Annotated in this window: 21 protein-coding genes and 1 tRNA gene; 11 read left to right on the forward strand and 11 right to left on the reverse strand. The window is 35.3% G+C overall.

From position 1 onward, the window contains the following. The first annotated feature begins 56 nt into the window (after positions 1–56). Positions 57–854 carry an acyclic terpene utilization AtuA family protein gene (locus tag RBU59_RS15965; RefSeq protein WP_308143499.1) on the forward strand — a complete coding sequence of 266 codons (798 nt, stop codon included), beginning with the start codon at positions 57–59 and terminating at the stop codon, positions 852–854. Then, positions 844–1,221 carry a hypothetical protein gene (locus RBU59_RS15970; RefSeq protein ID WP_308143500.1) on the forward strand — a complete coding sequence of 126 codons (378 nt, stop codon included), beginning with the start codon at positions 844–846 and terminating at the stop codon, positions 1,219–1,221. The genes RBU59_RS15965 and RBU59_RS15970 overlap by 11 nt, the downstream gene beginning before the upstream one ends. 450 nt (positions 1,222–1,671) lie before the next feature. On the opposite strand, the gene RBU59_RS15975 is transcribed toward RBU59_RS15970, so the two are convergent. The 3 genes from RBU59_RS15975 to RBU59_RS15985 form a co-directional block, all read right to left on the reverse strand. Further along, a tRNA-Gly gene (locus RBU59_RS15975) sits at positions 1,672–1,742 on the reverse strand. 248 nt (positions 1,743–1,990) lie between these two features. Beyond that, positions 1,991–3,802: an ATP-binding cassette domain-containing protein gene (locus tag RBU59_RS15980; RefSeq protein ID WP_308143501.1), complete on the reverse strand. Its 1,812-nt coding sequence runs from the start codon at positions 3,800–3,802 to the stop codon at positions 1,991–1,993. After that, complete coding sequence (locus RBU59_RS15985; protein ID WP_308143502.1) at positions 3,802–5,619, reverse strand: ABC transporter ATP-binding protein; 1,818 nt, start codon at positions 5,617–5,619, stop codon at positions 3,802–3,804. Before RBU59_RS15985 ends, RBU59_RS15980 begins: the two co-directional genes overlap by 1 nt. A gap of 681 nt (positions 5,620–6,300) precedes the next feature. Between RBU59_RS15985 and RBU59_RS15990 the strand changes: the two genes are divergently transcribed. After that, positions 6,301–6,873, forward strand: coding sequence for a hypothetical protein (locus tag RBU59_RS15990; RefSeq protein WP_308143503.1), 573 nt, complete (start codon positions 6,301–6,303; stop codon positions 6,871–6,873). A gap of 68 nt (positions 6,874–6,941) precedes the next feature. Here RBU59_RS15990 and RBU59_RS15995 read toward each other — a convergent pair whose 3' ends face one another. The 3 genes from RBU59_RS15995 to RBU59_RS16005 form a co-directional block, all read right to left on the reverse strand. Beyond that, entirely contained in the window at positions 6,942–8,183 is a 1,242-nt protein-coding gene (locus RBU59_RS15995; RefSeq protein ID WP_308143504.1) for an MFS transporter, read from the reverse strand. A gap of 155 nt (positions 8,184–8,338) precedes the next feature. Then, positions 8,339–8,800, reverse strand: a complete 462-nt coding sequence (locus tag RBU59_RS16000; protein ID WP_308143505.1) for a methylated-DNA--[protein]-cysteine S-methyltransferase — start codon at positions 8,798–8,800, stop codon at positions 8,339–8,341. Continuing rightward, on the reverse strand, positions 8,797–9,639 hold the full coding sequence (locus tag RBU59_RS16005; protein ID WP_308143506.1) for an HAD family hydrolase: 843 nt from the start codon (positions 9,637–9,639) through the stop codon (positions 8,797–8,799). Before RBU59_RS16005 ends, RBU59_RS16000 begins: the two co-directional genes overlap by 4 nt. 398 nt (positions 9,640–10,037) lie before the next feature. Between RBU59_RS16005 and RBU59_RS16010 the strand changes: the two genes are divergently transcribed. The 5 genes from RBU59_RS16010 (at position 10,038) to RBU59_RS16030 (ending at position 13,849) form a co-directional block, all read left to right on the forward strand. After that, positions 10,038–10,559, forward strand: a complete 522-nt coding sequence (locus RBU59_RS16010; protein ID WP_308143507.1) for an STM3941 family protein — start codon at positions 10,038–10,040, stop codon at positions 10,557–10,559. An 84-nt stretch (positions 10,560–10,643) separates the two neighbouring features. Beyond that, the gene (locus tag RBU59_RS16015; RefSeq protein WP_308143508.1) at positions 10,644–11,294 is read left to right on the forward strand and encodes an HAD family hydrolase; all 651 of its coding nucleotides are present in this window, start codon (positions 10,644–10,646) and stop codon (positions 11,292–11,294) included. A 52-nt stretch (positions 11,295–11,346) separates the two neighbouring features. Next, a complete protein-coding gene (locus tag RBU59_RS16020) occupies positions 11,347–12,108 on the forward strand; it encodes an exodeoxyribonuclease III (RefSeq protein ID WP_308143509.1) in 762 nt (253 codons plus the stop codon). A 120-nt stretch (positions 12,109–12,228) separates the two neighbouring features. Next, complete coding sequence (locus tag RBU59_RS16025; protein ID WP_308143510.1) at positions 12,229–12,801, forward strand: cyclase family protein; 573 nt, start codon at positions 12,229–12,231, stop codon at positions 12,799–12,801. 25 nt (positions 12,802–12,826) lie between these two features. Beyond that, positions 12,827–13,849, forward strand: a complete 1,023-nt coding sequence (locus tag RBU59_RS16030; protein WP_308143511.1) for a M42 family metallopeptidase — start codon at positions 12,827–12,829, stop codon at positions 13,847–13,849. A gap of 460 nt (positions 13,850–14,309) precedes the next feature. On the opposite strand, the gene RBU59_RS16035 is transcribed toward RBU59_RS16030, so the two are convergent. The 3 genes from RBU59_RS16035 to RBU59_RS16045 all read right to left on the reverse strand — a co-directional run bounded on the left by RBU59_RS16035 (position 14,310) and on the right by RBU59_RS16045 (position 16,253). Next, positions 14,310–14,750, reverse strand: coding sequence for a hypothetical protein (locus RBU59_RS16035; RefSeq protein WP_308143512.1), 441 nt, complete (start codon positions 14,748–14,750; stop codon positions 14,310–14,312). Beyond that, a complete protein-coding gene (locus RBU59_RS16040) occupies positions 14,743–15,624 on the reverse strand; it encodes a DUF4367 domain-containing protein (protein ID WP_308143513.1) in 882 nt (293 codons plus the stop codon). Before RBU59_RS16040 ends, RBU59_RS16035 begins: the two co-directional genes overlap by 8 nt. 80 nt (positions 15,625–15,704) lie before the next feature. After that, positions 15,705–16,253 (reverse strand): RNA polymerase sigma factor, encoded by a 549-nt coding sequence (locus tag RBU59_RS16045; protein WP_308143514.1) that lies wholly within the window; start codon positions 16,251–16,253, stop codon positions 15,705–15,707. Between the two features lie 420 nt (positions 16,254–16,673). Between RBU59_RS16045 and RBU59_RS16050 the strand changes: the two genes are divergently transcribed. Together RBU59_RS16050 and RBU59_RS16055 are read left to right on the forward strand one after the other, a co-directional pair. Then, on the forward strand, positions 16,674–17,147 hold the full coding sequence (locus RBU59_RS16050) for a hypothetical protein (protein WP_308143515.1): 474 nt from the start codon (positions 16,674–16,676) through the stop codon (positions 17,145–17,147). A 51-nt stretch (positions 17,148–17,198) separates the two neighbouring features. After that, positions 17,199–17,990, forward strand: a complete 792-nt coding sequence (locus RBU59_RS16055; protein ID WP_308143516.1) for a hypothetical protein — start codon at positions 17,199–17,201, stop codon at positions 17,988–17,990. A gap of 159 nt (positions 17,991–18,149) precedes the next feature. On the opposite strand, the gene RBU59_RS16060 is transcribed toward RBU59_RS16055, so the two are convergent. After that, on the reverse strand, positions 18,150–19,865 hold the full coding sequence (locus tag RBU59_RS16060; RefSeq protein WP_308143517.1) for a S8 family peptidase: 1,716 nt from the start codon (positions 19,863–19,865) through the stop codon (positions 18,150–18,152). A 109-nt stretch (positions 19,866–19,974) separates the two neighbouring features. Then, on the reverse strand, positions 19,975–20,715 hold the full coding sequence (locus tag RBU59_RS16065; protein ID WP_308143518.1) for a hypothetical protein: 741 nt from the start codon (positions 20,713–20,715) through the stop codon (positions 19,975–19,977). A gap of 394 nt (positions 20,716–21,109) precedes the next feature. Here RBU59_RS16065 and RBU59_RS16070 point away from each other — a divergent pair, with 394 nt between their 5' ends. Beyond that, positions 21,110–22,102, forward strand: coding sequence for an ABC transporter permease (locus RBU59_RS16070; RefSeq protein WP_308143519.1), 993 nt, complete (start codon positions 21,110–21,112; stop codon positions 22,100–22,102). The last annotated feature ends 4 nt before the right edge of the window (positions 22,103–22,106 follow it).

Raw genomic sequence — 22,106 nt, forward strand, 5'->3', positions numbered from 1 at the left:
TATGGGATGTTATTATACATATTATACTAATTTTTATTGAAAGGAGCTTTATTTTTATGAATATTTGTAAAGTTTTTGTGCCTTTTGGTGCACTTGGTACAGGAATCACAGATGAGGCTTTTGCCAGAGGCATGGAACTGGGCCCAGACATTATATCTGCAGATGCGGGTACCACAGATTCCGGCCCATATTATTTGGGAACAGGAAGGGCGAAGTACGCAAAAGAAGCAGTAAAAAATGATATGAGAATGCTGATGATTGCCGCAAATAAGCAATCCATCCCCATTACCATAGGTACCTGCGGCACCTGCGGAGTGGATGCCTGTGTTGACGAGCTGGAGGAAATTTGCAAAGAAATCTGTACGGAAGAAGGTATCCCTGCTAAAATTGCAAAAATTTATACCCAACAATCCTCTCAGGTCCTAAAGGAAAAGTATAGGGCCGGAAAAATCAAGCCATTATCCGCTGCACCCGAAATAAATGAGACTCTATTCGAGGAATGTTCCAACATCGTTGCTTTATCAGGAGTCGAACCTTTCATTGAGGCATTAAAGGCCGGTGCCGACATCGTATTATGCGGCCGGGCCACCGATACAGCGGTAATAGCAGCTATGCCGATTATGAAAGGCTGTAATGAAGCAGCTGCATGGCATGCGGCCAAAACAGCCGAATGCGGCTGTATCTGCACTACCAACCCCGCAGGAGGCGGTGTCTTTCTTACGGTAGATGAATCAGGATTTTTAGTTGAGGCCACTGCACCTGATAGCAGCTGTTCCGTATATTCTGTATCAGCGCATCTTTTATATGAAAATTCCGATCCCTTTTATCTGGTCGAGCCCGGTGTTGGAGATTGACACAACACAGTCAGTCTATGCACAGCTTGATAACGGAAAGGTTTATGTTAAGAATACAAAGCTTATAAAAACTCCCTATACCATGAAGTTGGAAGGAGCCGCTCCTGCAGGATATCAGACCATATCACTTGTTGGCATTCGTGACGGAGATATCATGAAAAATCCGGAAGCATGGATTTTATCCATGAGAGAGTATACCGAAAAACTATTTGCAGAACCGCAAACTGAAAAAGCTTTGCATAGATTTAGAAAATCATCATTAAGACTTTATAAATTAAATAATTATGTCCAAATAGAGCATATCATAAAACCAATATTATGTATAATATATAGAAACTATAAAATTATATACTTTACCTATATCTGAAGTACTTATGGATCTTTCTTCTGCAAAAAAATTAATCCCAAACTTCAAAAGTAAGGGATTTATGGTAAAATATTAGTACGCGAGTACCAAATAAATCACTTAAAAAATATACTTCATTTCAAAGCGGATATCAATTAAAACTTCCGCTAAATAAGCGTGTTGCATAGTTCAGCAAATATGCAGCACGACAAGAAAAGTAACGGACTTTTAAGAAAAATAAAAACACGCTCCATGCCTTAGTTTATCAGCGTGTAGCGTGTTTATAGGTCTAGAATAGTTAAGCGGATAACGGGAAAAGCGTGATTCCGAAACTCATGGAATCACGCGGGTAGAATAAAAGATGCTCAGAAATGGGTTCGCATTTTTATCTTCCCGACTCACTTTTACAATTATATAACTTAAAAATGACCTATGTCTCATTAAAACTGAGTCACAGGTCATTTTAAGTTAAGCGGATAACGGGAATCGAACCCGCAACACAAGCTTGGGAAGCTAGCATTTTACCATTAAACTATATCCGCAGAATTGAATTTCAAAGATCAAGTGAAATACATCCTCTATTATAAAACTATTTTATTCCAATTTCAATTGGAAACAGAAAAAAATTTTATAATTAATTCTGAATATGTTTATTTAACCATAAATTTCATATTATTGAAGTTTGAGATTTATTTTTATTCAGAGAAAAGGAGCTGCGCACTAATTACTTAGTGCGACAGCCACTTAGGAATACTCTAAATTAATTTAAATAATAGCCAAACTATTATATCTATCCCCATATTGCTTTCATTTCGTCACAGTGCTCTAATAATTCCTCCAGTTTGCCGGCAGCTTCAATCCTGCCGTCTTTCATTACGATTATCTGGTCTGCCTGTTTTAAGGCACCTCTGCGGTTGGAGACTACAAGGCAGGTAGCGGGACGGCCGCTAAATAACCGGCTCCATAGTTTATTCTCGGTTTCCACGTCCAATGCGCTTGATATATCGTCAAAGACCAACAGCTCTGCTCTTCTGGCAAACATTCTTGCTACAGCAACTCTTTGAATCTGTCCGCCGGAGAGTTTTACCCCCTTTGGGCCGATTACCGTATCCAAACCATTATCCAATTCCTTGATATCTTTCTCCAGTACGGCTGCATGGAGGGAGTTATTAAGATCAACGGATTCCTCCTGTAAGCCAAACAGGATATTATTTTTTATACTGTCACTGACCAGGCCTGGAATCTGAGGGGTGTAGGCACAATGCGGGGTTATAAAAAATTCTGAGGGATTTGTTACAATTTTACCATTCCATTTGATACATCCATCTTCTGTAGGCAACAGGCCGAGCAAAACTTTCAGTAAAGTAGATTTACCGGAACCGATGCGCCCTGTAATTACAGTAAAGGAACCTTTTTTTAATTGAAAATGAATATCCTTTATACCGTTTCCGGAGGTTTTATATTTATAAGAAAGACCCTCTACGGAGATATTATTTAGATTATCAGCACGGTGTAATTCATTCATAGTTTCTCTATTTTCCGTTTGTTCCTTATGTCCTGATTTCAAATACAGGTTATTGTGTTCTACGGCTTTATTCAGGTCATCCTCCTGCATGATTTCAGCAATCCTAAGGAAGGAGACCTTTGCCTGCCGGTTATTAGCGATAAAACTGCCGAAGAAGCTGGTAAAGTCCGAAATAAAATTCAGGTAGTAAATAAACAGGGATAATTCACCTATTGTCATAGTACCGCTTTTCATGGAACCGGCTGCCAGAAGCAGGATGAATCCTGTTCCGATGCTTACGGTATTATAAAAGATAGAATGCAGGGATTGTGTCAGCAAGGTATCCTTTAACATCATTTTATGCCTTTGCCGGTTGAGTTTTTCCAGATATCGGACAACATTATCTTCTTCCCCCGCTACCTTAATAGCCTGGACCGCTGAAAACATTTCACCCATAGCCCCGGTAACCAGGCCGGTAGCCTCCCTGGAAGCTGTCCTGTATTTCTGCAGTTTTGACCTGAGTAGCTGGACAATTCCAACGACCGCAACTAAAGGGGTAAATACAAACAGTGTTATTTTAGCATTAATATTTACCATGATGGTGACAGCAACAATTACAAATACTACATTTCCTATAAAATCCAGGGTCCAGCTGATGGAATCTTCTATGGTTCCCGCATCGTCCCGAAAACAGTTTAAAGCTACGCCCTGAGAACAGGGAATGGAACGTGCGCCCGGCTTTGATAAAATACTTTCGAACATATTTCTTCTGAGTAATGCACTCATGATAAAGCGGTGTTTATTGTCAACCATAGCTCCCCAGCGAATATTAATCATTCTGCCTATCGTATAAACCAAAGTGAGAGCTATGATATTGAATAGATTTATTTTAAAATTCTCACCCGGTTTTAAAATATTAAAAAATTGTTTGAATAAAAGTCCTAATATAAGTGGTTCAACATGAATACAGGACCAGAGAATACAATTGAGGGTATATAACCCGGATTTATATGTCATCATTTTCCAGAATAAAGGAAAGAGAGCTGTTTTTTTGACTGATTCCGCCCCGCCTGAATCGTTCATTATATTTACGTCCATTATACTAATACCTCCTCTATACCATATCTTAATAATTCATTTAATTTTGAGTTTTTCTTTTGCAGCAGAAGTTCTCTTGTCCCGTATTCTAAGATACTGCCGCCATCTAAAATAAGGATATCATCTGCCCTTTCCACAGTTCCCAGTCTGTGGGCAATAATGATACAGGCCCGGCCCTCCATAAGTTTTGACAAGGCTTTATCTACCAGTTTTTCTGTGATAGGATCAAGTCTGGCAGAGGCTTCATCCAATATGACTAACTTAGGATTTTTCAAAAAGATACGGACTAAGGTTAGTAACTGTGCTTCACCGGATGACATCCCGCCCCCCGATTGAATCATAGTATCAAGGCCGTTGCTTAGATTTTCGTACCAGTCTTTTAAGCCCATTTCGTATATCGTTTTAATAATTAAAGAATCCTCTACGGCAGGATTAAAAAAGGTTATGTTATCTCTGACATTTGCATGGAATAGCTGCACCTCCTGGGTAACATAAGCTATATGTTCCCGCAGCTCTTTCAGACCAATACTCTTAAGGGGTCTGTTATTGAGATAAATAGATCCGGACAAAGGATCGTAAAATCTTATGATAAGTCTTGCCAGAGTAGTTTTACCGCATCCGGTATGCCCGAGTATGCCAAGGATTTTCCCGGCAGGGAGTTCAAAGGAGATATCTTTTAGCACCGGAACATTTTCCTCATATTCAAAAGAAACCTGATCTAATTTTAATGAAATATTATTTTCAAAATTTTTAGATTCCTTTATATTTTTGGCAGCAGCGGAGTGGTTCATGGAATTAACCGGGAATGTTTCTGATAAATCCCCGCTGATCTCCTCCTCTGTTTCAAGTTTTGATTTCATTTGAAATAATTCTTCCATACGGATAATACTGGCGGAAGCTTTTTGTATATCCAGTAACTGTTCTCTTAACTGCTCCAAAGGTTTTTCTAATAACTGGATATAATTAATCATCAGGTAAACCATACCTAAAGAAATCTTGCCTGCAAACCACAGATATCCGCCTAAGGCAAATATCATAATATTTCCCATGCCAAAGATACCCTCTAATGTTATCCAGATTTTATAACCGGAAAGAAAAGCTTTTAATTGTACCGGCAGCCAATTCCTTAAGAGACCATAAAACCGGCTCATGACGTAATTTCTGGCTCCATTTGTCTGAATATCCTCCGTACAGCCGATATGTTCCCCTAAAAAACCATAGAATTGTGCATTGATTTCCCGTTCCTTGCCAAAGTTATACGTGGCACCCCTCTGAGTTTTCCACATCACCCCAAAGGCTAACAGCAGAAAGAGAATGAATGCAATACCTACAACCGTGTTTTGAATCATCAGAATTACAATGATACCGGTCATCAAAAAGATATTATTCAGAAAGCTTACAAAAAGCTTGGAGAAGAAATTAAACAAAGCCGTAACGTCTCCATCAATCCTTTCAACGATTTCCCCCGACTGGTGCTCCTTAAAAAAGGTCATATCCAGTCCCAGGCAGTGTTTCACCAGGTCTAGGCGCAGGGCATTTGTTGCTCTCCACCCAATATTCTGGCTGAAATAAGTAGAGGCAACTGCCAATACCTGCTGCACTAAAGCCGATAATATAAATAAACCGGCTGTCAGAAATAACGTATCCATGGGTTTCTGTTTCTCGATTCCATCAATGAAAAAGCTTACAATCTGTGGGTTTATCAGCTGGATAATAATACTTCCTCCCATAATGATTGCCAGCATAAACAGCTGCAATTTGCTGTTCTTTAAATATTTTGTTAATAAATTGGTATAAATCTGTATTGATTTTTTCATAAAGTTCTCTCCTCATTTTATATGTAGTTACCTGGGGTATATCCATACACTAAAGTTATCGGTATATACCTTACAGTTAATATTTGGTTTGATTTAAAGCTGTATTCCCATAAATAAAAAAGTCACAGGTTTATTTTACCTGTGACTTTAATTTAGTGTATGCCGGCAAAAACTTACAAGAAGCAGAATTTGTTATTTGCATGGCGTATCAACCAAATGAATATTATATAAAAAAGCCGCAGGATAAGCATAACCTGCGGCGAACTAGTATCTATGTTAATTGGATGTTAATTAGATTACCTTATACGGATACATAGGCGGGTCATACTGTTGTTATTTTGTTGTTTTTTACTTACTATTAAAATAAACATAGTCTGACCTCCTTTTCAAATTTATATTACTGTATTAAGGTAACATTATTTTATGAAATATGCAAGCAAAAATTGGAATAAAAATAAATTTGATTAATATCATCCAAGATTAAGATAATTAATTCACTTACAGTACTGTCTTTTACATTCTTTGAAATTTATTTTTCCGTTCATTTACTCTTGACATTTGTGTTTATATACGATAAAATACGTTTGACATTACAGGTGACAAGACAGCAATATTGACAATAACAGCATCGCTCATATAAGCTGTTCTTATAATCAAAAATAAAAAGTCAGGGGGATTTTTATGAATCAGAAAAACAAATTACAATTAATGACCTTATCCGCATTACTTAGTGCAATCGGAATTCTTATTCCTATGTTTGCACCTAAAATAATATTAGGGCCGGCATCTTATACCTTAGCAAGCCATGTACCGATATTTATTGCTATGTTCATATCACCATATGTAGCAATCGCCGTTGCAATTATCAGTGGTTTGGGATTTTTAATATCCGGTTTTCCTATTGTTATTGTGCTTCGAGCTTTAAGTCATATTGTATTTGCAGCTATTGGAGCATTCATGTTAAAGAAAAACGGTAATCTGCTTAGTTCTCCGAAAAGTACTGTTTTATTTGGATTATTTGTATCACTAATTCATGCAGTAATGGAAGTAGGGGTAGTAACTTTCTTCTACTGGGGAAGCGGTATGACAAGTGCATATTACGAAAAAGGGTATCTGTTTGCCGTAATCGGTCTTGTAGGATTAGGCACTGTCATCCATAGTATGATTGATTTTACTATTGCATTATTTGTATGGAATCCGCTTCAGCAGATCGTATCCGTACCGGCCAGTGTAAGAAAAATCCGCAGCAAATAAGTAAAAACACCTTAGGACGTTTCATAAATACTAACGGCCCGAGGTGTTTTTGTCACTCAGTTTTCGACTTATTGTCTGGCTGCTTTCGCTATTTTCTTATCGGTTGACAAGTAGATAATGATTAATCCGATTGCAGTAGCAATGGTTCCCAGCATCAGCATATCGGATACACCTAAGGTATCCAGAATCTTTCCGCCTGTTATATTGGCGATGGAACCGGCGATACCAACGCATGCGACTCCAAGCATAGCCTGCCCTTTTACTTTATCATGGTCCTCCATAATGTCATTAACATAATACACGGAAGCAGGTGTAAATATGGCATAGGACAGCAGCTGGCATACCTGGGATACATTGACCATAAGAACATTTGGAGCAATCCAGGTTACGATTGCCTTAACTAAAAAGAAAAAGGCAGCTACGGTAACCAGCTTATTACATTTTACTTTTTTAATGAGGTATGTAAATCCCGCCATAGCAGGTAGTTCCAAAGTGGCTGCTATGGATAAGGAAGTACCCATATCAGTACTGTTGCCACCGACATGCTCTATTATATTAATCAGATATGTATTGATTAAGGTATGGGAATAATAAATCAACGCTGTACCGATTAAGAAATAAGTAAATTTCTTATATTTGATAAAAAAGGTAAAAATACCGGTTGGGGCATCAACCTGTGTTTCCAAATCCCCCTGTGTTAAAGAAATTTTAGAACCTGGGTTTAAATCGGTTGAGGCCGATTCCGGTATATCCACTTTAAACAATAAAGCGGATAAAATGGTAAAAGAATAACAGATTAAAAATATGGATAATAGTATTTCTGCTCCAAAACGGTTAACAAAATACCCTAATAAATAAGACATTACAGCAAAGGATACGGAACCGAGCCCCCTTGCTAACCCATAATTCATGGGAATACCTTTATCTAAATAATATAGGGCCAGGGAATTAAATAACGGGTTTATAGTAAATGAAATGGCATTGATCGTAATGTATAATATTGATATTAACAGAAAAGATTCCGGTAATATGTATAAAAGGAATGCCAGGATAAAAACAATAACCATAAGTATGATAACGATATGCCGTAAGGAGATCTTTTTGGTTTTATCTGCAAAAGCTCCGACCAAAGGCTGAATTATAATAGATAAAATGGCTGCCAATGCAAGTACAATACCAATCTGTACATTGTTAAAATTTTTGGAGTGCAGATAAACAGCTGCAAAGCTATAGATTGCACACTGACAGACCCAGTAGGTACTTTGTAAAAAGGCATAGCGTATCGTTAATTGTTTTGCTAAATTCTCCATGAGTTCTCCTAAGATGGCTAAATGTATTAAATATAATAAAATATTTCAAATAAATATTAAATATTTATAGATACGAAATACAGTTTAACTTTTTTTAAAAAATTTAGCAATATTATTTTTTAATAATATTTATACAGAATAATCACAGTTATTAATCATATTTTTTCTATTTGCAATAACTGTTCTTTTATCTTTAAACCGCCGGCATATCCTACAAGCTTACCGTTTGTTCCGATAACACGGTGGCAGGGGATAAAGATGGCGATAGGATTTCTGTTGTTAGCCATACCCACAGCACGGCAGGCTTTCGGATTCCCGGCCGCGGCTGCAACCTCTTTATAACTTAAAGTATTGCCGTAAGGTATGGTCTTAAGGACCTCCCATACTTTTTTCTGAAAATCCGTGCCTTCCGGAAGCAGATTTAACTCAAAAGAAGTACGTTGTCCTGATAAATATTCTCTCAGCTGTTTTGCGGCTTCTGCCAAAAGGGCAGTTTCTTTTATTTCTGAGTTAGCCGGGATCTTTTTATCTGTAAAGGTAAGATGTGTAATTCCTTCCCCGTTTTCGGTAATTCCTATTTTACCGATACTGGTCTCATAAAAATAAGTATTTTTCATATAATTCCTCCTGGGTCAATATTATTGGATAACCAGCGAACAACCCCATCGTCGGTATTGCTGCCAATTATATAGGTGGCAGCAGCTTTTAATTCCTCTTTTGCATTCTTTACTGCACAGGTTATATCGCATGCCTTAAATAAAGGCAGATCATTTAAATTATCCCCAAAGCCTATAATTGTTTCATAATGGTATTTTTCTCTTAAATATAAAACCGCATTATATTTGGTGGCATTTTTACTGAATATCTCCAGATACCACAATTCTTCCTCCGAGTAGATATCTTTATAATAAGCCATTGCAATTCCTGGACACCTTTTTAACTGCTCGTACGCAGGTTCCAGGTTTTCCTTTTTGTCAAGCAGGGCAAGATAAATAATATGGTCCGGATTCACAAGAGCAAAATCAGATACCTGTGTAAAAGGTTTTTGGTATTTTCTGACCCGTTCTTCATAAAAATCCCGCTGGGCTTTCTGAGCCAATCGTTCATAATAGGTTGTCTGGGTATTATGTTTAATTTCATATAGAAACCCGGTTAAATGATGTTGCTTCAGAGCATTTATAATATAGGAGAAACTTTCTCCGGGTAAATATTCTATATTAATATAAGTCTTAAGATTAAAATCATAAATAAGTACCCCGTTCATTAGAATCACCGGCAGATTTAAACGGATTCCTTTAAGAATATCATTAACAGTAGCCGCACTTCTGGCTGTAGCGATGGAAAACTTCATCCCTTTAGCTATCAGCTCATTTAAGACTGTCCGGGTGTATTCTGACAATTCCGCTTCTTTATTTAATAACGTGCCATCCAGATCTGAGATATATAATGTATTCATACGGGGACCTTTCTTTAGCAATCTTATCTAACAGAAGTATACTTGATTCGAGTTTGGTATTTACTTTTAGTATACTAAACAGTTTTTAGGACGTCAATGGAAATGAATATATTGGAAAAGTGTTACTATTTACTCCCAATGCCAAAAACAGCAGTGTTGTGAACAATAACATGCTAAGCAATGCACACAAATCGAGGAGGCAGCGTTCCTACGCTGCAATTCTCCGGTTTTATGTGACAATACACTCACATAAAACACGTAGCGTTTGTTACCTGTGAAAAGTAACGGAAAAGTTCTAATATAATAGAAAATAACATAGGGTCTGCTTGCTTTTTTTCCCATTAACATATAAAATAATATAAAATATAATAGGGTTGTTATATTCAGGGAGGTTTTTTGTGGAAAAGATTGTAATTGAAATGAAGCAATCAAAATCGATAAAACTAATGCTTATTGGATTTTTGTTATTATTACTTTCAATCTTTATATGGATATTAGGATTGAGAGAAAGGAAGATATTAGTATGGTTGACGGGGTTATTGTCAATGATGTTATCCTTTACCGGGTTTTTAATCTATTTAGGGAGGGTTTTGCAAAGGAAACCTTTATTAACCATCACATTTGACGGTATCATTGACAGTTCTTCCGTTAATTCTGTAGGTTATATACCCTTTCAGGATATTAAACGGTTTTGCATCGTTAACAATAATGGGCAAAAAGTAATCGGTGTTATACCGAAAGATGAAAAATTTTTTACGGATAAATTATCGCCAATAAAACAACGTTTGGCTAAAAATAATATAGATAACCAGACACCCCCTTTTACAATCAGGGTAGATAAAGCAAAGGATATGTCCTTAGAAGACATCTATACTTTACTTACCAAAAGATTGAGTGATTACAGTAGTCTTTATGATTAAAACAGTAACTTTTTTATTAAGCTTAACTTTTAAACGGCAGAAACTCTACATTTAACAGGAAAAACACAGAAAGGAATATTAAAGTTGAAACAATATATCTTATTCGATTTAGACGGAACCATAACAAATCCGAAAGAGGGAATTACCAAATCTATTCAGTATGCACTTCACCGTATGGGAATTGAAGTGGAGGATCTGGATTCTTTATGTAAACATATCGGACCTCCCTTAAAATACGGGTTTATGGAATACTGGGGGTTTGGTGAAGAGGAAGCAGAACATGGAGTTGATCTGTACCGGGAATACTATTCTGCTACCGGCATCTATGAAAATTATGAGTATGAGGGAATAAAGGAGTTATGCGAAAGCCTATCAAATTCCGGGAAAAAACTTATAATGGCTACTTCGAAACCGGAAAAATTCGCGAGAATCATTATGGAACATTTCCATCTGGATACCTATTTTTTTGATATCTGCGGTGCAAGTATGGATAATAAGCGCTGCGAAAAGGGAGATGTGATCCGTTATGCGCTGGATAAGAATCATATAACTGACTTAGAGCAGGTTGTTATGGTGGGAGACCGCCTACACGATATAAAGGGAGCCTGGGAAAATAATATCGATTCTATCGGTGTTTTGTATGGATTCGGAAGCCGGGAAGAATTAGTGAAAGCCGGTGCTGGTAAAATCGTAGAAACGGTTGAAGATTTAAAAATTTTGTTACTGGAAGATTAAAAGAAATATTTCCTGATTTAAGACCCGATAAAAGGGCAGATAGGAGCCGTATATGAAATTAATATCATGGAATGTAAATGGATTAAGAGCATGTTTAACCAAGGGTTTTGAAGATTTCTTTCATCAGACCGATGCGGATGTGTTTTGCATACAGGAAACAAAAATGCAGCGGGAACAGGCCGACTTAAATTTCCCGGGATACACTCAGTATTGGAACAGTGCAGTAAAGAAAGGTTACTCCGGAACGGCAGTATTTACTAAGGCCGAACCCTTATCCATAGCTTATGATCTCGGGCTTGATAAACATAATGAGGAGGGACGGTCCATTACCCTGGAGTTCGAGAATTTTTATCTGGTGACGGCTTATACGCCTAATGCACAAAGGGAATTGAAAAGAATCGATTACCGTATGGAATGGGAGGATGATTTCCGTAATTATCTGACTAAATTAGATGAGGTTAAACCGGTAATCCTTTGCGGCGATTTAAATGTTGCCCATAATGAAATTGATTTAAAAAATCCTAAATCCAATGTAGGAAACGCCGGATTCTCCGAGGAAGAACGAGGAAAGATGACGGAACTGTTAAACTGCGGATTTGTCGATTCTTTCCGTTACCTATATCCCGATATCACGGGAGCTTACACCTGGTGGTCCTATATGTTTCACGCAAGAGAGAAGAATACAGGGTGGCGCATAGACTATTTTATCGTATCGGATAAAATTAAATCGAAAATAAAAGATGCAGTCATTCATAAGGATATCCTAGGAAGCGACCATTGTCCGGTAGAACTGGATATTTTGCTGGAAAATTAATTAAATTAGATTAATAGGATTGCGAAATGCCAAAATTCGTATGAATTGTATGGAATATTAAGACAACTATATTGTTTCGCAATAACCTAAAATTAGATTAATCCGAAAAGGAGTTTTACCATGAAGATTTATGATATAACCCAGGAATTATTTACAAGTGTGGTATATCCGGGAGATGTGCCGCCTACTTTTATACGGAAATTAAATATGAAAGAGGGTGCATCCTGTAATGTAACGGTATTAAATATGTGCGCCCATAACGGTACTCATATTGATGCACCATATCATTTTTATGAGGGTGCAAGAAGCATTGAAGAACTGGATTTAACAAAATGCATCGGTAACTGCAGTGTGGTTCAATTTGATAAGCAGCCTGATGTGGAACAAATGAAGCAGGTACTTGAAAAGAGTGAAAAAAAATTATTATTAAAGGGTAATGTTGTTGTTACTATTGAACTTGCCAGATTAATGAATGAATATAACCTGGAACTAATCGGAATTGAGGGGCAAAGTGTAGGACCCGTGGAAGCACCGAGAGAAGTGCATCTTGAATTACTTGGCAAAGAAGTGGTAGTTTTAGAAGGCGCGAGATTAAATGAGGTGGAGGAGGGTAATTACTTTTTATCCGCAGCGCCGGTTAAGTTAGGCGGAAGTGACGGTGCTCCCTGCAGGGCGGTACTGATTGAATTATAAGGGATAGACTGGAGCAAAATTAATTATGGATACAATGAAGTATATCATTAAAACACTGGGAACTTTAGTTAATATACCCAGCCCGTCAGGTTATACAAAAGAAGTTATGGAATTTGTAAAAGATCAGGCAGAGGGATTTGGATTTCAGTGTGAAAGCAGTAAAAAAGGCGGATTAGTTATATCTGTTAACGGTATAAAGGATGAGACATTAGGATTGTCAGCACATGTGGATACGTTAGGTGCCATGGTTCGTTCTATATCAAGGGAGGGAATGCTCCGGTTTACTATGGTAGGCGGTTATACCATGCAGAGTATCGAGGGCTGTTATTGCAAGATACATACCAGGGACGGGAAAGTCTATACCGGCACCATATTGTCAAAAAGTCCTTCCGTACATAGTTATGATGATGCCAGAACTTTGGAACGAAATGAAAGAAATATGGAAATCCGAATCGATGAAGTAATAAAAAGCAAAGATGACGTTATAAAATTGGGTATTAACAGCGGTGATTATGTTAGCTTTGACGCTGATTTTGAATTTACAGACAAAGGTTTTATAAAATCCAGGCATTTAGATGATAAAGCCTCTGTAGCGGTTTTACTTGGACTGCTTAAGGACATATCAGAGGGAGGGTTAAAGCCAAAAAGAAATATGAAACTTCTAATCAGTAATTATGAGGAAGTAGGTTTTGGCGCCAGTTGGATACCGGAGGATATTACAGAGTTTATTGCAGTTGATATGGGAGCTATCGGTGATGATTTAAATGGTTCGGAATATACAGTATCTATCTGCGCCAAGGACTCTTCCGGTCCCTATGACTATGATTTAACTACCAGCCTGATTAATCTGGCTAAAGAAAATCGTATTGATTATGTGGTAGATGTATTTCCTCACTACGGTTCCGATGTATCGGCTGCCATCCGGGGTGGGTTTAATATAAAAGGAGCGTTAATCGGACAAGGAATTCATGCATCCCACGGAATGGAAAGAACTCATATTAATTCACTGAAAAATACATTAAAATTATTAAAGGCTTATATCTTATAAAAATTAAGGAGCTGTTACAAAATTTATAAAATTCCTCATTTGATATTGAATTATAATTTTTTGCAACAACTCCTTACATTTGTGTGTATTAATATTAAAGATACAGAGTCTAAAACTACTTGATGAAGTAGAACAGGAAGAGGAGTTTAAAATATACCGGTACACTATCTGCAATCTGGCAGATGAAATATTTGCTAAAAGCTTTCGCTGTAAATACGTTGACATCGGAAATGATGTGGCAAGTGTTTTCTAATGACAATAGAAGTTATTACTAATTTTATACCAATTACACACCCAATTAAAAATAAAATTATTATAGACAACTTTTTTTTTAATTTCCTGATGTTCTCCTAATTATTGTATTAAATTTATCGGATGTTACTGCAACAAATTACGAACACAGATGGAATAAGTTGTCTACATAAAAGTTTTAATACGTAACGGAAAAATACTTAATTTTTTATTCTGCAGTTTTTGGTGTAGATGTAACAGCCTTAATTTCATATCCGCCATCATTCTCAACATAAAATTCTACATAAATGCGATATTGGGTTCCAGTAGTACCATAATAGTATGTATCATAAATATAAGTACCGGTATCATAGAGATAGTCATCTGTTACTAAGACATCTACACTTTGCCAATATCCATTTTTCTTGGCTTGTATCTCCAGCGTTATTATTCCGAGTTTATCAACTATTCGTGTGGCACCTATCTTGTTTTCCAGTAAAAGCTTACCGTCACTTTCTGGAAAAATATTTACGCTGGTAGAACGGATATATTTACTGGCTTGGGGCGACAATATATCATCGGTAGCAGCATATATATCCATTGGGAAACATGTAAAACAGAGTATAACAGATAATAACATAATGATTGTTTTTTTACAGTTCTTATTCATTATTTTTAACCTCCATATGATTTATAATTTTTTTGATTTCATCTGCCGAAATGTCTCCGTTAACATTATAGATTGTATTAGAGTCATTCCAGATTGCTTGTATCTGGTTTTCGTTTTCTAATATATAATATTGTTCACCATCCTTTTTGTAAATTTCAACAAGCCTATCATCTTTTTCATATGAGATGTCAGAGCCCTGATTTTCAACATAAATAGTATAATCAAAAATAATAACACTATTATCCTTGATTTCATTATCATAATATAACAGTATATTGATACTATCTTTTCTATTGTATTTTTCTACATACTTAAAAGAAAAGCCGTCAGGCAGCCATCCGGGTAGCAAAGGTTTTGGATTGATATCTTTAAAAGCTTCTTTAATGTTTGTATCAATCACTCTGCTGGTAACATTATTTCCTGGTGCTTCCGATTTTGGCTGAGTAAATAAGTTAAAGTTATCTGCCCCCCAGTTAGATACGACGTCTATAATATTAAAACCAAAAGAATAGGCAAGCACATTTGAAAGGGAAAGCACTAATAAAATACTAGCCACTGTCATTGAGGCTATTTTCAAAAAGTGTTTTCTCTTTCCTGTTTTATACCCTTTTTTATATTGTGATTCAATATTTTGCCGTGTTATCATTATTTTCTCTTCTGAAATCTGCTCATTATCACCCTCAATTAAATTAATGGTATCCACGCATTCTTTTATTAAATCTGTATCCATACTAAATTCATCTTCTTCTGAAGCTTGATACAATAATTTATACAATCTATCTCTTGTGGCAATATCATTATCTTTTTCTAAATAGATTGATTTTATAATATCAGCATTTGATTTCTCATTACTAGTGTTTTTCTTGTTGGTCATGTCTGAGAACTCCTTTCGTATTTACCATCTAATAAGTATATAGCTATAATTAAGCAAAATCACATATATAAAAAAATTATTTACAATTTATCCAGATATGTATGAATAATGTTTTTTATTTTTTTATTTAAACGATAGATTCTAGTGGTTACTGCAGTAGTAGAAATATTGTATTTATTGGATAAATCAATTATTTGTAGATGTTTTTTGTAGTAAGCGTTATAAAGATCACGTTCCTGATTGCTCAAAGATTTTAATACGTCTAAAGCCAACTGTTCAACATTAATATCTTCTTCAAAAAGTTTTTCAATATTATTGTCTAAAACCGCCAAAGAAGTAAATGATTCTTCATCAAAAATTACTTCGTATTTTCTAATAACATGCTGTTTTCTTAAAAAAGAATTAATTTGATTTCTGGAAGTAGTATAAAGCCATCCTTCTATATTAGGATGAGTTTTTAATTTTGTTATTTGCTTTCTAGCTTCTAAAAAAGTATTCTGAGTACACTCTTCTGCAAAATCAGAATTATACCCATATAATAATTTTTTACAAAAGTTATATATTTTTGAATAATGTCGATTACATAATTCTTCAAAAAATTCGCTGTCACTATTGTTCTTTACCCCCATATTAACCTCCTTATCTAAACAAGTAGATGCAGTTTTATTATAGGATAATTTCTTAAAAATGTAAACATATTCCATATAATCTTTATTTTCAAGACAAAATCCTAAAAATTCTAAAATTATGAAACAATTCGATTAATTCCATGAGTCTATTACTAGACATGAACAATGAAATCATAAGTTGATAAAATAATTTCTAAGTTACATGTGATTTTAACAATGTCAAGCGATATACTATATGACAGAATAAATATCTATTTTGTTGATTATATTAAATAGTACACATGGCTTTTGCAGAGTGGGTATATGAAAGGAGAATAAATGTCGAAAATTAGTCCGCCAATATTTTTTGTTTTTTAAGATGCTTTATATTAAGAAATAATGATGTTATGGGAACAAAATATCAAAGAAAGTGACATAATAATGAAAAAAAGATCAAAAAATGTAAACTTGTTATTAGTAGGAATAGGAATAATTTTAGTTTTATCAATATCGGTATTAGTCAATCAAAGTAAGGCTGCTGAAAAATCAAATGTTAACGAGACAGAATCATTATCAAATTTGTTAACGACGTATAATATAACAGTTGCCGGTTCCAATTCAGAATTGACGCATTTTCAGTTATCAGGACTTCTTGATTTAATAGATAGTGAATATTCTGCTGTATTAGCAAAATATGATGAAAAGCTATCAAAAATGAAAGGAAATATAAAAATAACGCCGGAAGAAATTTTAGAACTGGATTATTATTCTATGACACCTGAGGAACAAGAAGCATTCCTTTTAAAGGCTAAAAATCAAAAGGTAAATATAAGTAGTAAGGATGGTGCTCTTTTAATATCTTATAATGTAAATGTAGATGATACAGTTGAAGCATCAGAATTATTAGAAAAGTAAACCTGTTGGTTGGTCTCTACCAACCAACATACATAACAGGAGGATAAGATAATGAAAAATATTTTAAAACTTACAGTTGTGTTAGTATTGGTTATTACTTTATTTATGCCGGTTACTGCTATGGCAGCGGATGTATTAAATGTTCAAGAAACAGAAGCATTTTCAAATTTGTTAACAACTCATAACATAACCGTTATCGGTTCAGATGCAGAAATGACAAAATTTCAAATAGCAGGACTTAGTGATATGCTAAAAAAAGATAATACTTCTGCTATAACAAAATATAACAATAAATTGTTAACAAAGGCAGACCGTATGAAAATAACACCGAAAGAAATTTTGGAACTACATTATTATTCTCTAACACCTGAGGAACAAAAAGAATTTCTTTCAAAAGTTACTAATCAAGTAGTGAATATAAATACAAGTAAAGATGGTATTATTTTAATATCTTATAATATAAATAAACTGTCGGTAAAAGCGACTAAAAAATATACCTCAGCTCATGAGGGCACAATAAAAATGCAAGATACCAATACTGGAGAATGGGGTAAAGCGGTAATTGAATTAACTGGATATTTTACCAAAACCACATCCGGAAAAAAATGGACAATCGTTAATGATGAGGATGATTACGATTTAGATGAAAATAGTGAATTACCAGTACAGATCTTATCAACTACAATTTATCCTGGTTATGGTTATGAGGGATCAGGAACCTATCATGGCAATGAAATAAACTGTCAAAGCTTTACACAAGTTGCTTGCGGATTTAACGATTCATCATTAAGTATATATGTTTATCCAAATAGTTCATATAATTATGCAACAATTGGTGATTAATCTCATATTAATTCACTGAAAAATACATTAAAATTATTAAAGGCTTATACTCTGTAACGTGTAAATATCTTGTACAGAATGTAAGTATGTAAATAAGGCTGAAAATGAAATGCTCCCTGTATCAGGGAGCATTCTTATGTTCGGAAAGTCTTGGCATGATTATAGTTTTGGATTAGTTGCCACAAATGTAGTAATCATTTCAAATATTTTGGTAATATCCAGTTTCCCATATCCCCAGTCCGGATTTGGGTACGTTAGAGTGGAATCTCTGTCAGCGCCCTGGATGAATAATTTTTTAATTGTGCTTGTATTTATTTTAGAATAATAACCTTTTGACAGACCCCACTCTAATATAATGGCTGCAATTCCTGCTGCATAAGCAGCCGCAATGCTGGTACCGGTACATAAAATGAATTGGTTATTTAATCCAGGTGCCAGCAGATTCACACCCGGTGCCGCGACGTCTGGCTTAGGATAATTGTTAATGGTGAAACCTTTACTTGCATAATAATATAAAGCACCGTTTATCATATTATATGCCGTCATGCAGATTAAATTAGTTTGATTTCCCGGTGCGGTGATGGTGGTATTATTGTTGGATTTATAAAAAAATGTACTTTTGGATATAAAATTATTCATAGGAAGCCAAAAATGAAATTGCAATGGTAATTCTTCTGATTTGCCATAGATATAGAAACGCCAGATTCCAGGCGCCGGTTTAATAAATCGGAAAACAATAAATTGATTATTACTTTGGGGTTCCTGCAGCTGGTTGTCTATTATCAACATAGTATCTTTATACTTATAAATCTGTGTCTTATTAAAAACTTCCGCTGTTGCTGTTATGAATTCACCAGTGGGCGAAAAAATATCAATAAAGAACCGGTTGGGTGAGGTGCTGCGAAACTGCATGGAAAATCCCTGTTCATTATTACCCACGTTAAGAAACACATTATCGGTAGCGGCCGGACTTACAATATCACCGTAATAATGGTGTCGGCGGTTTCCCTCATTACCGGCTGATACGATAACACAATTGCCGGGATGATCACTGACCATAGCCAGGTATCTGCTTATTATCCGGTTTCCGGTATGATCGCTTTGGCCGGTACCGATTCCAAGGCAGATAACCAGAGGTCTTTTTAAACGATCCGCTACCTGGGTCAAATACTTTATACCCATTATAATGTCATTTTCCTGATAACACAGGGTATCTTCCGGTATTACGAAGAATTTTTTCAGATAGGGTTTCGCAGGTTTTAACTTAACAATTACAAATTCAGCATTAGGTGAAATGCCTGAAAAATTATTTTCGAGGTTGGGAGAACCGGCCGCTATGCCTGCTATTGCCGTACCGTGTCCTATTTCATCCATGCTTGGAACTACGGCTAAAGGATTGGGAGCCAAAAAGGCCTGATTAATCTGAGCCTGTTTATACTCTGTACCATAATAAAATCCTTCCGGATAATCATTTATACTGTCTATTGTCTGATCCCAGATAGCAGTTACTTTGGAGGTAACGGAAGAGTTAATAAAAGCAGGGTTTCTATAATCAATACCTGTATCAACAATGCCAATTAAAACACCTTGGCCTGTATAATCCTGTGAGGATTCGTTCAGTCTTTGAATTTGAAAAGTAGTATCGGCAGAGTCAGATAACAGACCAAAGCAGGTTGGTATGGAAAAATATCCGAACTTGCTTATACTATCCGGTCCCATATTATATTCCGGAATATGAAGAACTGCAAAATTAGGGTTAATAATATTAATAGATCCATCCGGATAGTTCTTAAATAGATTCATATTGCCGTTATATTCGATTAATAGATCAGCATATTCATTGCTTGTTATTTGGTATCGTTCTGCATCTGTCATATACTTATTTACCTATTATATTTCTTAATATCTTATATGATTTAAAAACGAAATGGTGCCTGATGGGAGATAATTTATAAGTTTTTAAGCACTGATTCTGCATAAGGTATTACCAGTCTTCTGCATGAAAAATTATTTCATTCCTTTGAGTACTTATGGCAATCAGACTTATCTTACCATGATTCCAGTTATTCTGTTTATATGGTTTACCCTCAATAAGATAAATTGTAAAATCCTCCGGTAGTTCATCATAACCTGCATCATAAAAATCAGCAGTATTGATACCGTTGTTCTCTGCGTTGCTGTCATTTGATTTCCCAATCCATTTAGCACCTTGGGATAATGCTTTTACATATTTATTGATAGAAACGGAATCGGATGTGTACTTTAAGTCAAATTGCTCACCACCCTGCAGGAAAGCAGGATTATAATGAAAGCTTATATTTTGAGCATCTGCTGGAATTTTATCAGGAAAACACCTGGTTAAAGGGTTATTAGGATAACCCGTAACTTTTAAGACCCTTTCGTATCTATTAATATCAACCGTTGTTGTCAACGCTGCATTGATTGACATAAAAATAAATACAATTGACATTCCGATTCCGAGAGCAAAAATAAGCAGGCTGGTTATTATAGTTGAAGCAGTAATACTCAATTTATCCGCAGCAGTATAAAAGGTTACAATTCCAAAGCAAAGAAAAGGTATTATAAAAATAAGACCTTTTATATAATATGGATTTACAACAGTTAATGTAAAAAGCAAATATAATCCTGTAAATAATATAAAAGAAATAATCGTCAAAAAGGCAGGATAGGGAGCTTTTTTAAAGATCTTCAATACTTTATTCATTATGATAGATTCTCCATTCTATAAATTTCTCCTGATAAATCTTGATTATGACTCGGTAACACTATCATCATTTCCTAATTTATTAAGCTGTGATTGATAAACATACTTGTTTTATGCCTTAAGTATAAAACAAATGGAAGAATATAGCAAATAAATTGGCATTTATAATTCAAGTCTTTTGGACTAATTAACGAATTTAAGTATAAAAAATGAATAATTTAAGCAGTAATTTTATATCTGTAACTCATTTTTTGCAGATTTTTAAAAGTAATATCAAAAAATTATAATTACATTTGCTATTTTTCAAAGATGTTAGCAATTTTTCCTTGGTTTACACCATGTAACATACATACTAGAATGAGAACAAAACAGAATAAAAGGAGGTGTTGAGGTTTTGAAGAGATATGGAACAGTTAGAACAAAAGAAATAAGTGCGGTGCCATATAACAAAAAGAAAAAGGTTAGCCTATTTCAGGATATTGCAAGAAATAAGTTTTCTTATATCATTGCATTACCGGCAATTCTTTATGTATTTATATTCAGTTATATGGCGTATCCGTATATGCTGATTGCCTTTCAGCGGTATGATTATAGAAATAATTCCATTTTTGATATTATATTCAGAGCTAAGTGGGTCGGGTTTCATAATTTTAAATTTTTCTTCCAGTCACAAAATGCTTTTCGCGTTACGTTTAATACTATTTATTTAAATGTTTTATTTATATTAACAGGAACCATAATGGCAGTGGTAATGGCACTTCTGCTGAATGAACTGCGTTGTAAGTGGTTCGTTAAGACAACACAGTCGGTAATGTTGTTTCCAAGTTATATTTCCTGGATTATGGTCAGTTATATATTAATAAGTTTATTCTCTACGGAGTATGGCTTGGTGAATTCGTTCTTAAAATCAATCGGAACGGAACCTGTGAACTGGTATACCAATCCGGACGTGTGGCCGGTTATACTAGTGATCATGCGAATCTGGAAGGGTGCCGGTATGAGTGCCATAATCTTTCTGGCTTCCATTACAGGCATTGATGATTCCTTATATGAAGCTGCATCTATTGACGGAGCCGGACGTTTACATAAGGTATTTCGAATTACCATTCCTTTAATTATGCCCACAATTATTATTATGACATTATTATCGCTGGGTAAAATTATGTACGGTGACTTTGGTATGATATATGCTTTGGTTGGAGATAATGGTACGCTATATAAAACCACAGATATTATTGATACTTATATATTCCGTTCCATGCGGCAGGTAGGGGATATGTCCCAGTCTACAGCAATCGGTTTATTCCAGTCAGGCATCGGATTCATTATGGTTTATGGCTCTAACTGGCTGACCAGAAAATTTTATCCCGATGGTGCATTATATTAAAGGG

This window comes from Anaerocolumna sp. MB42-C2, from assembly GCF_030913705.1.
GTDB lineage: Bacteria > Bacillota > Clostridia > Lachnospirales > Lachnospiraceae > Anaerocolumna.

Coding starts and splice junctions, on each gene's coding strand:
- RBU59_RS15965 (WP_308143499.1), top strand. CDS start 57: ATGAATATTTGTAAAGTTTTTGTGCCTTTTGGTGCACTTGGTACAGGA.
- RBU59_RS15980 (WP_308143501.1), bottom strand. CDS start 3,802: ATGGACGTAAATATAATGAACGATTCAGGCGGGGCGGAATCAGTCAAA.
- RBU59_RS15985 (WP_308143502.1), bottom strand. CDS start 5,619: ATGAAAAAATCAATACAGATTTATACCAATTTATTAACAAAATATTTA.
- RBU59_RS15990 (WP_308143503.1), top strand. CDS start 6,301: ATGAATCAGAAAAACAAATTACAATTAATGACCTTATCCGCATTACTT.
- RBU59_RS15995 (WP_308143504.1), bottom strand. CDS start 8,183: ATGGAGAATTTAGCAAAACAATTAACGATACGCTATGCCTTTTTACAA.
- RBU59_RS16000 (WP_308143505.1), bottom strand. CDS start 8,800: ATGAAAAATACTTATTTTTATGAGACCAGTATCGGTAAAATAGGAATT.
- RBU59_RS16005 (WP_308143506.1), bottom strand. CDS start 9,639: ATGAATACATTATATATCTCAGATCTGGATGGCACGTTATTAAATAAA.
- RBU59_RS16020 (WP_308143509.1), top strand. CDS start 11,347: ATGAAATTAATATCATGGAATGTAAATGGATTAAGAGCATGTTTAACC.
- RBU59_RS16025 (WP_308143510.1), top strand. CDS start 12,229: ATGAAGATTTATGATATAACCCAGGAATTATTTACAAGTGTGGTATAT.
- RBU59_RS16030 (WP_308143511.1), top strand. CDS start 12,827: ATGGATACAATGAAGTATATCATTAAAACACTGGGAACTTTAGTTAAT.
- RBU59_RS16035 (WP_308143512.1), bottom strand. CDS start 14,750: ATGAATAAGAACTGTAAAAAAACAATCATTATGTTATTATCTGTTATA.
- RBU59_RS16040 (WP_308143513.1), bottom strand. CDS start 15,624: ATGACCAACAAGAAAAACACTAGTAATGAGAAATCAAATGCTGATATT.
- RBU59_RS16045 (WP_308143514.1), bottom strand. CDS start 16,253: ATGGGGGTAAAGAACAATAGTGACAGCGAATTTTTTGAAGAATTATGT.
- RBU59_RS16050 (WP_308143515.1), top strand. CDS start 16,674: ATGAAAAAAAGATCAAAAAATGTAAACTTGTTATTAGTAGGAATAGGA.
- RBU59_RS16055 (WP_308143516.1), top strand. CDS start 17,199: ATGAAAAATATTTTAAAACTTACAGTTGTGTTAGTATTGGTTATTACT.
- RBU59_RS16060 (WP_308143517.1), bottom strand. CDS start 19,865: ATGACAGATGCAGAACGATACCAAATAACAAGCAATGAATATGCTGAT.
- RBU59_RS16065 (WP_308143518.1), bottom strand. CDS start 20,715: ATGAATAAAGTATTGAAGATCTTTAAAAAAGCTCCCTATCCTGCCTTT.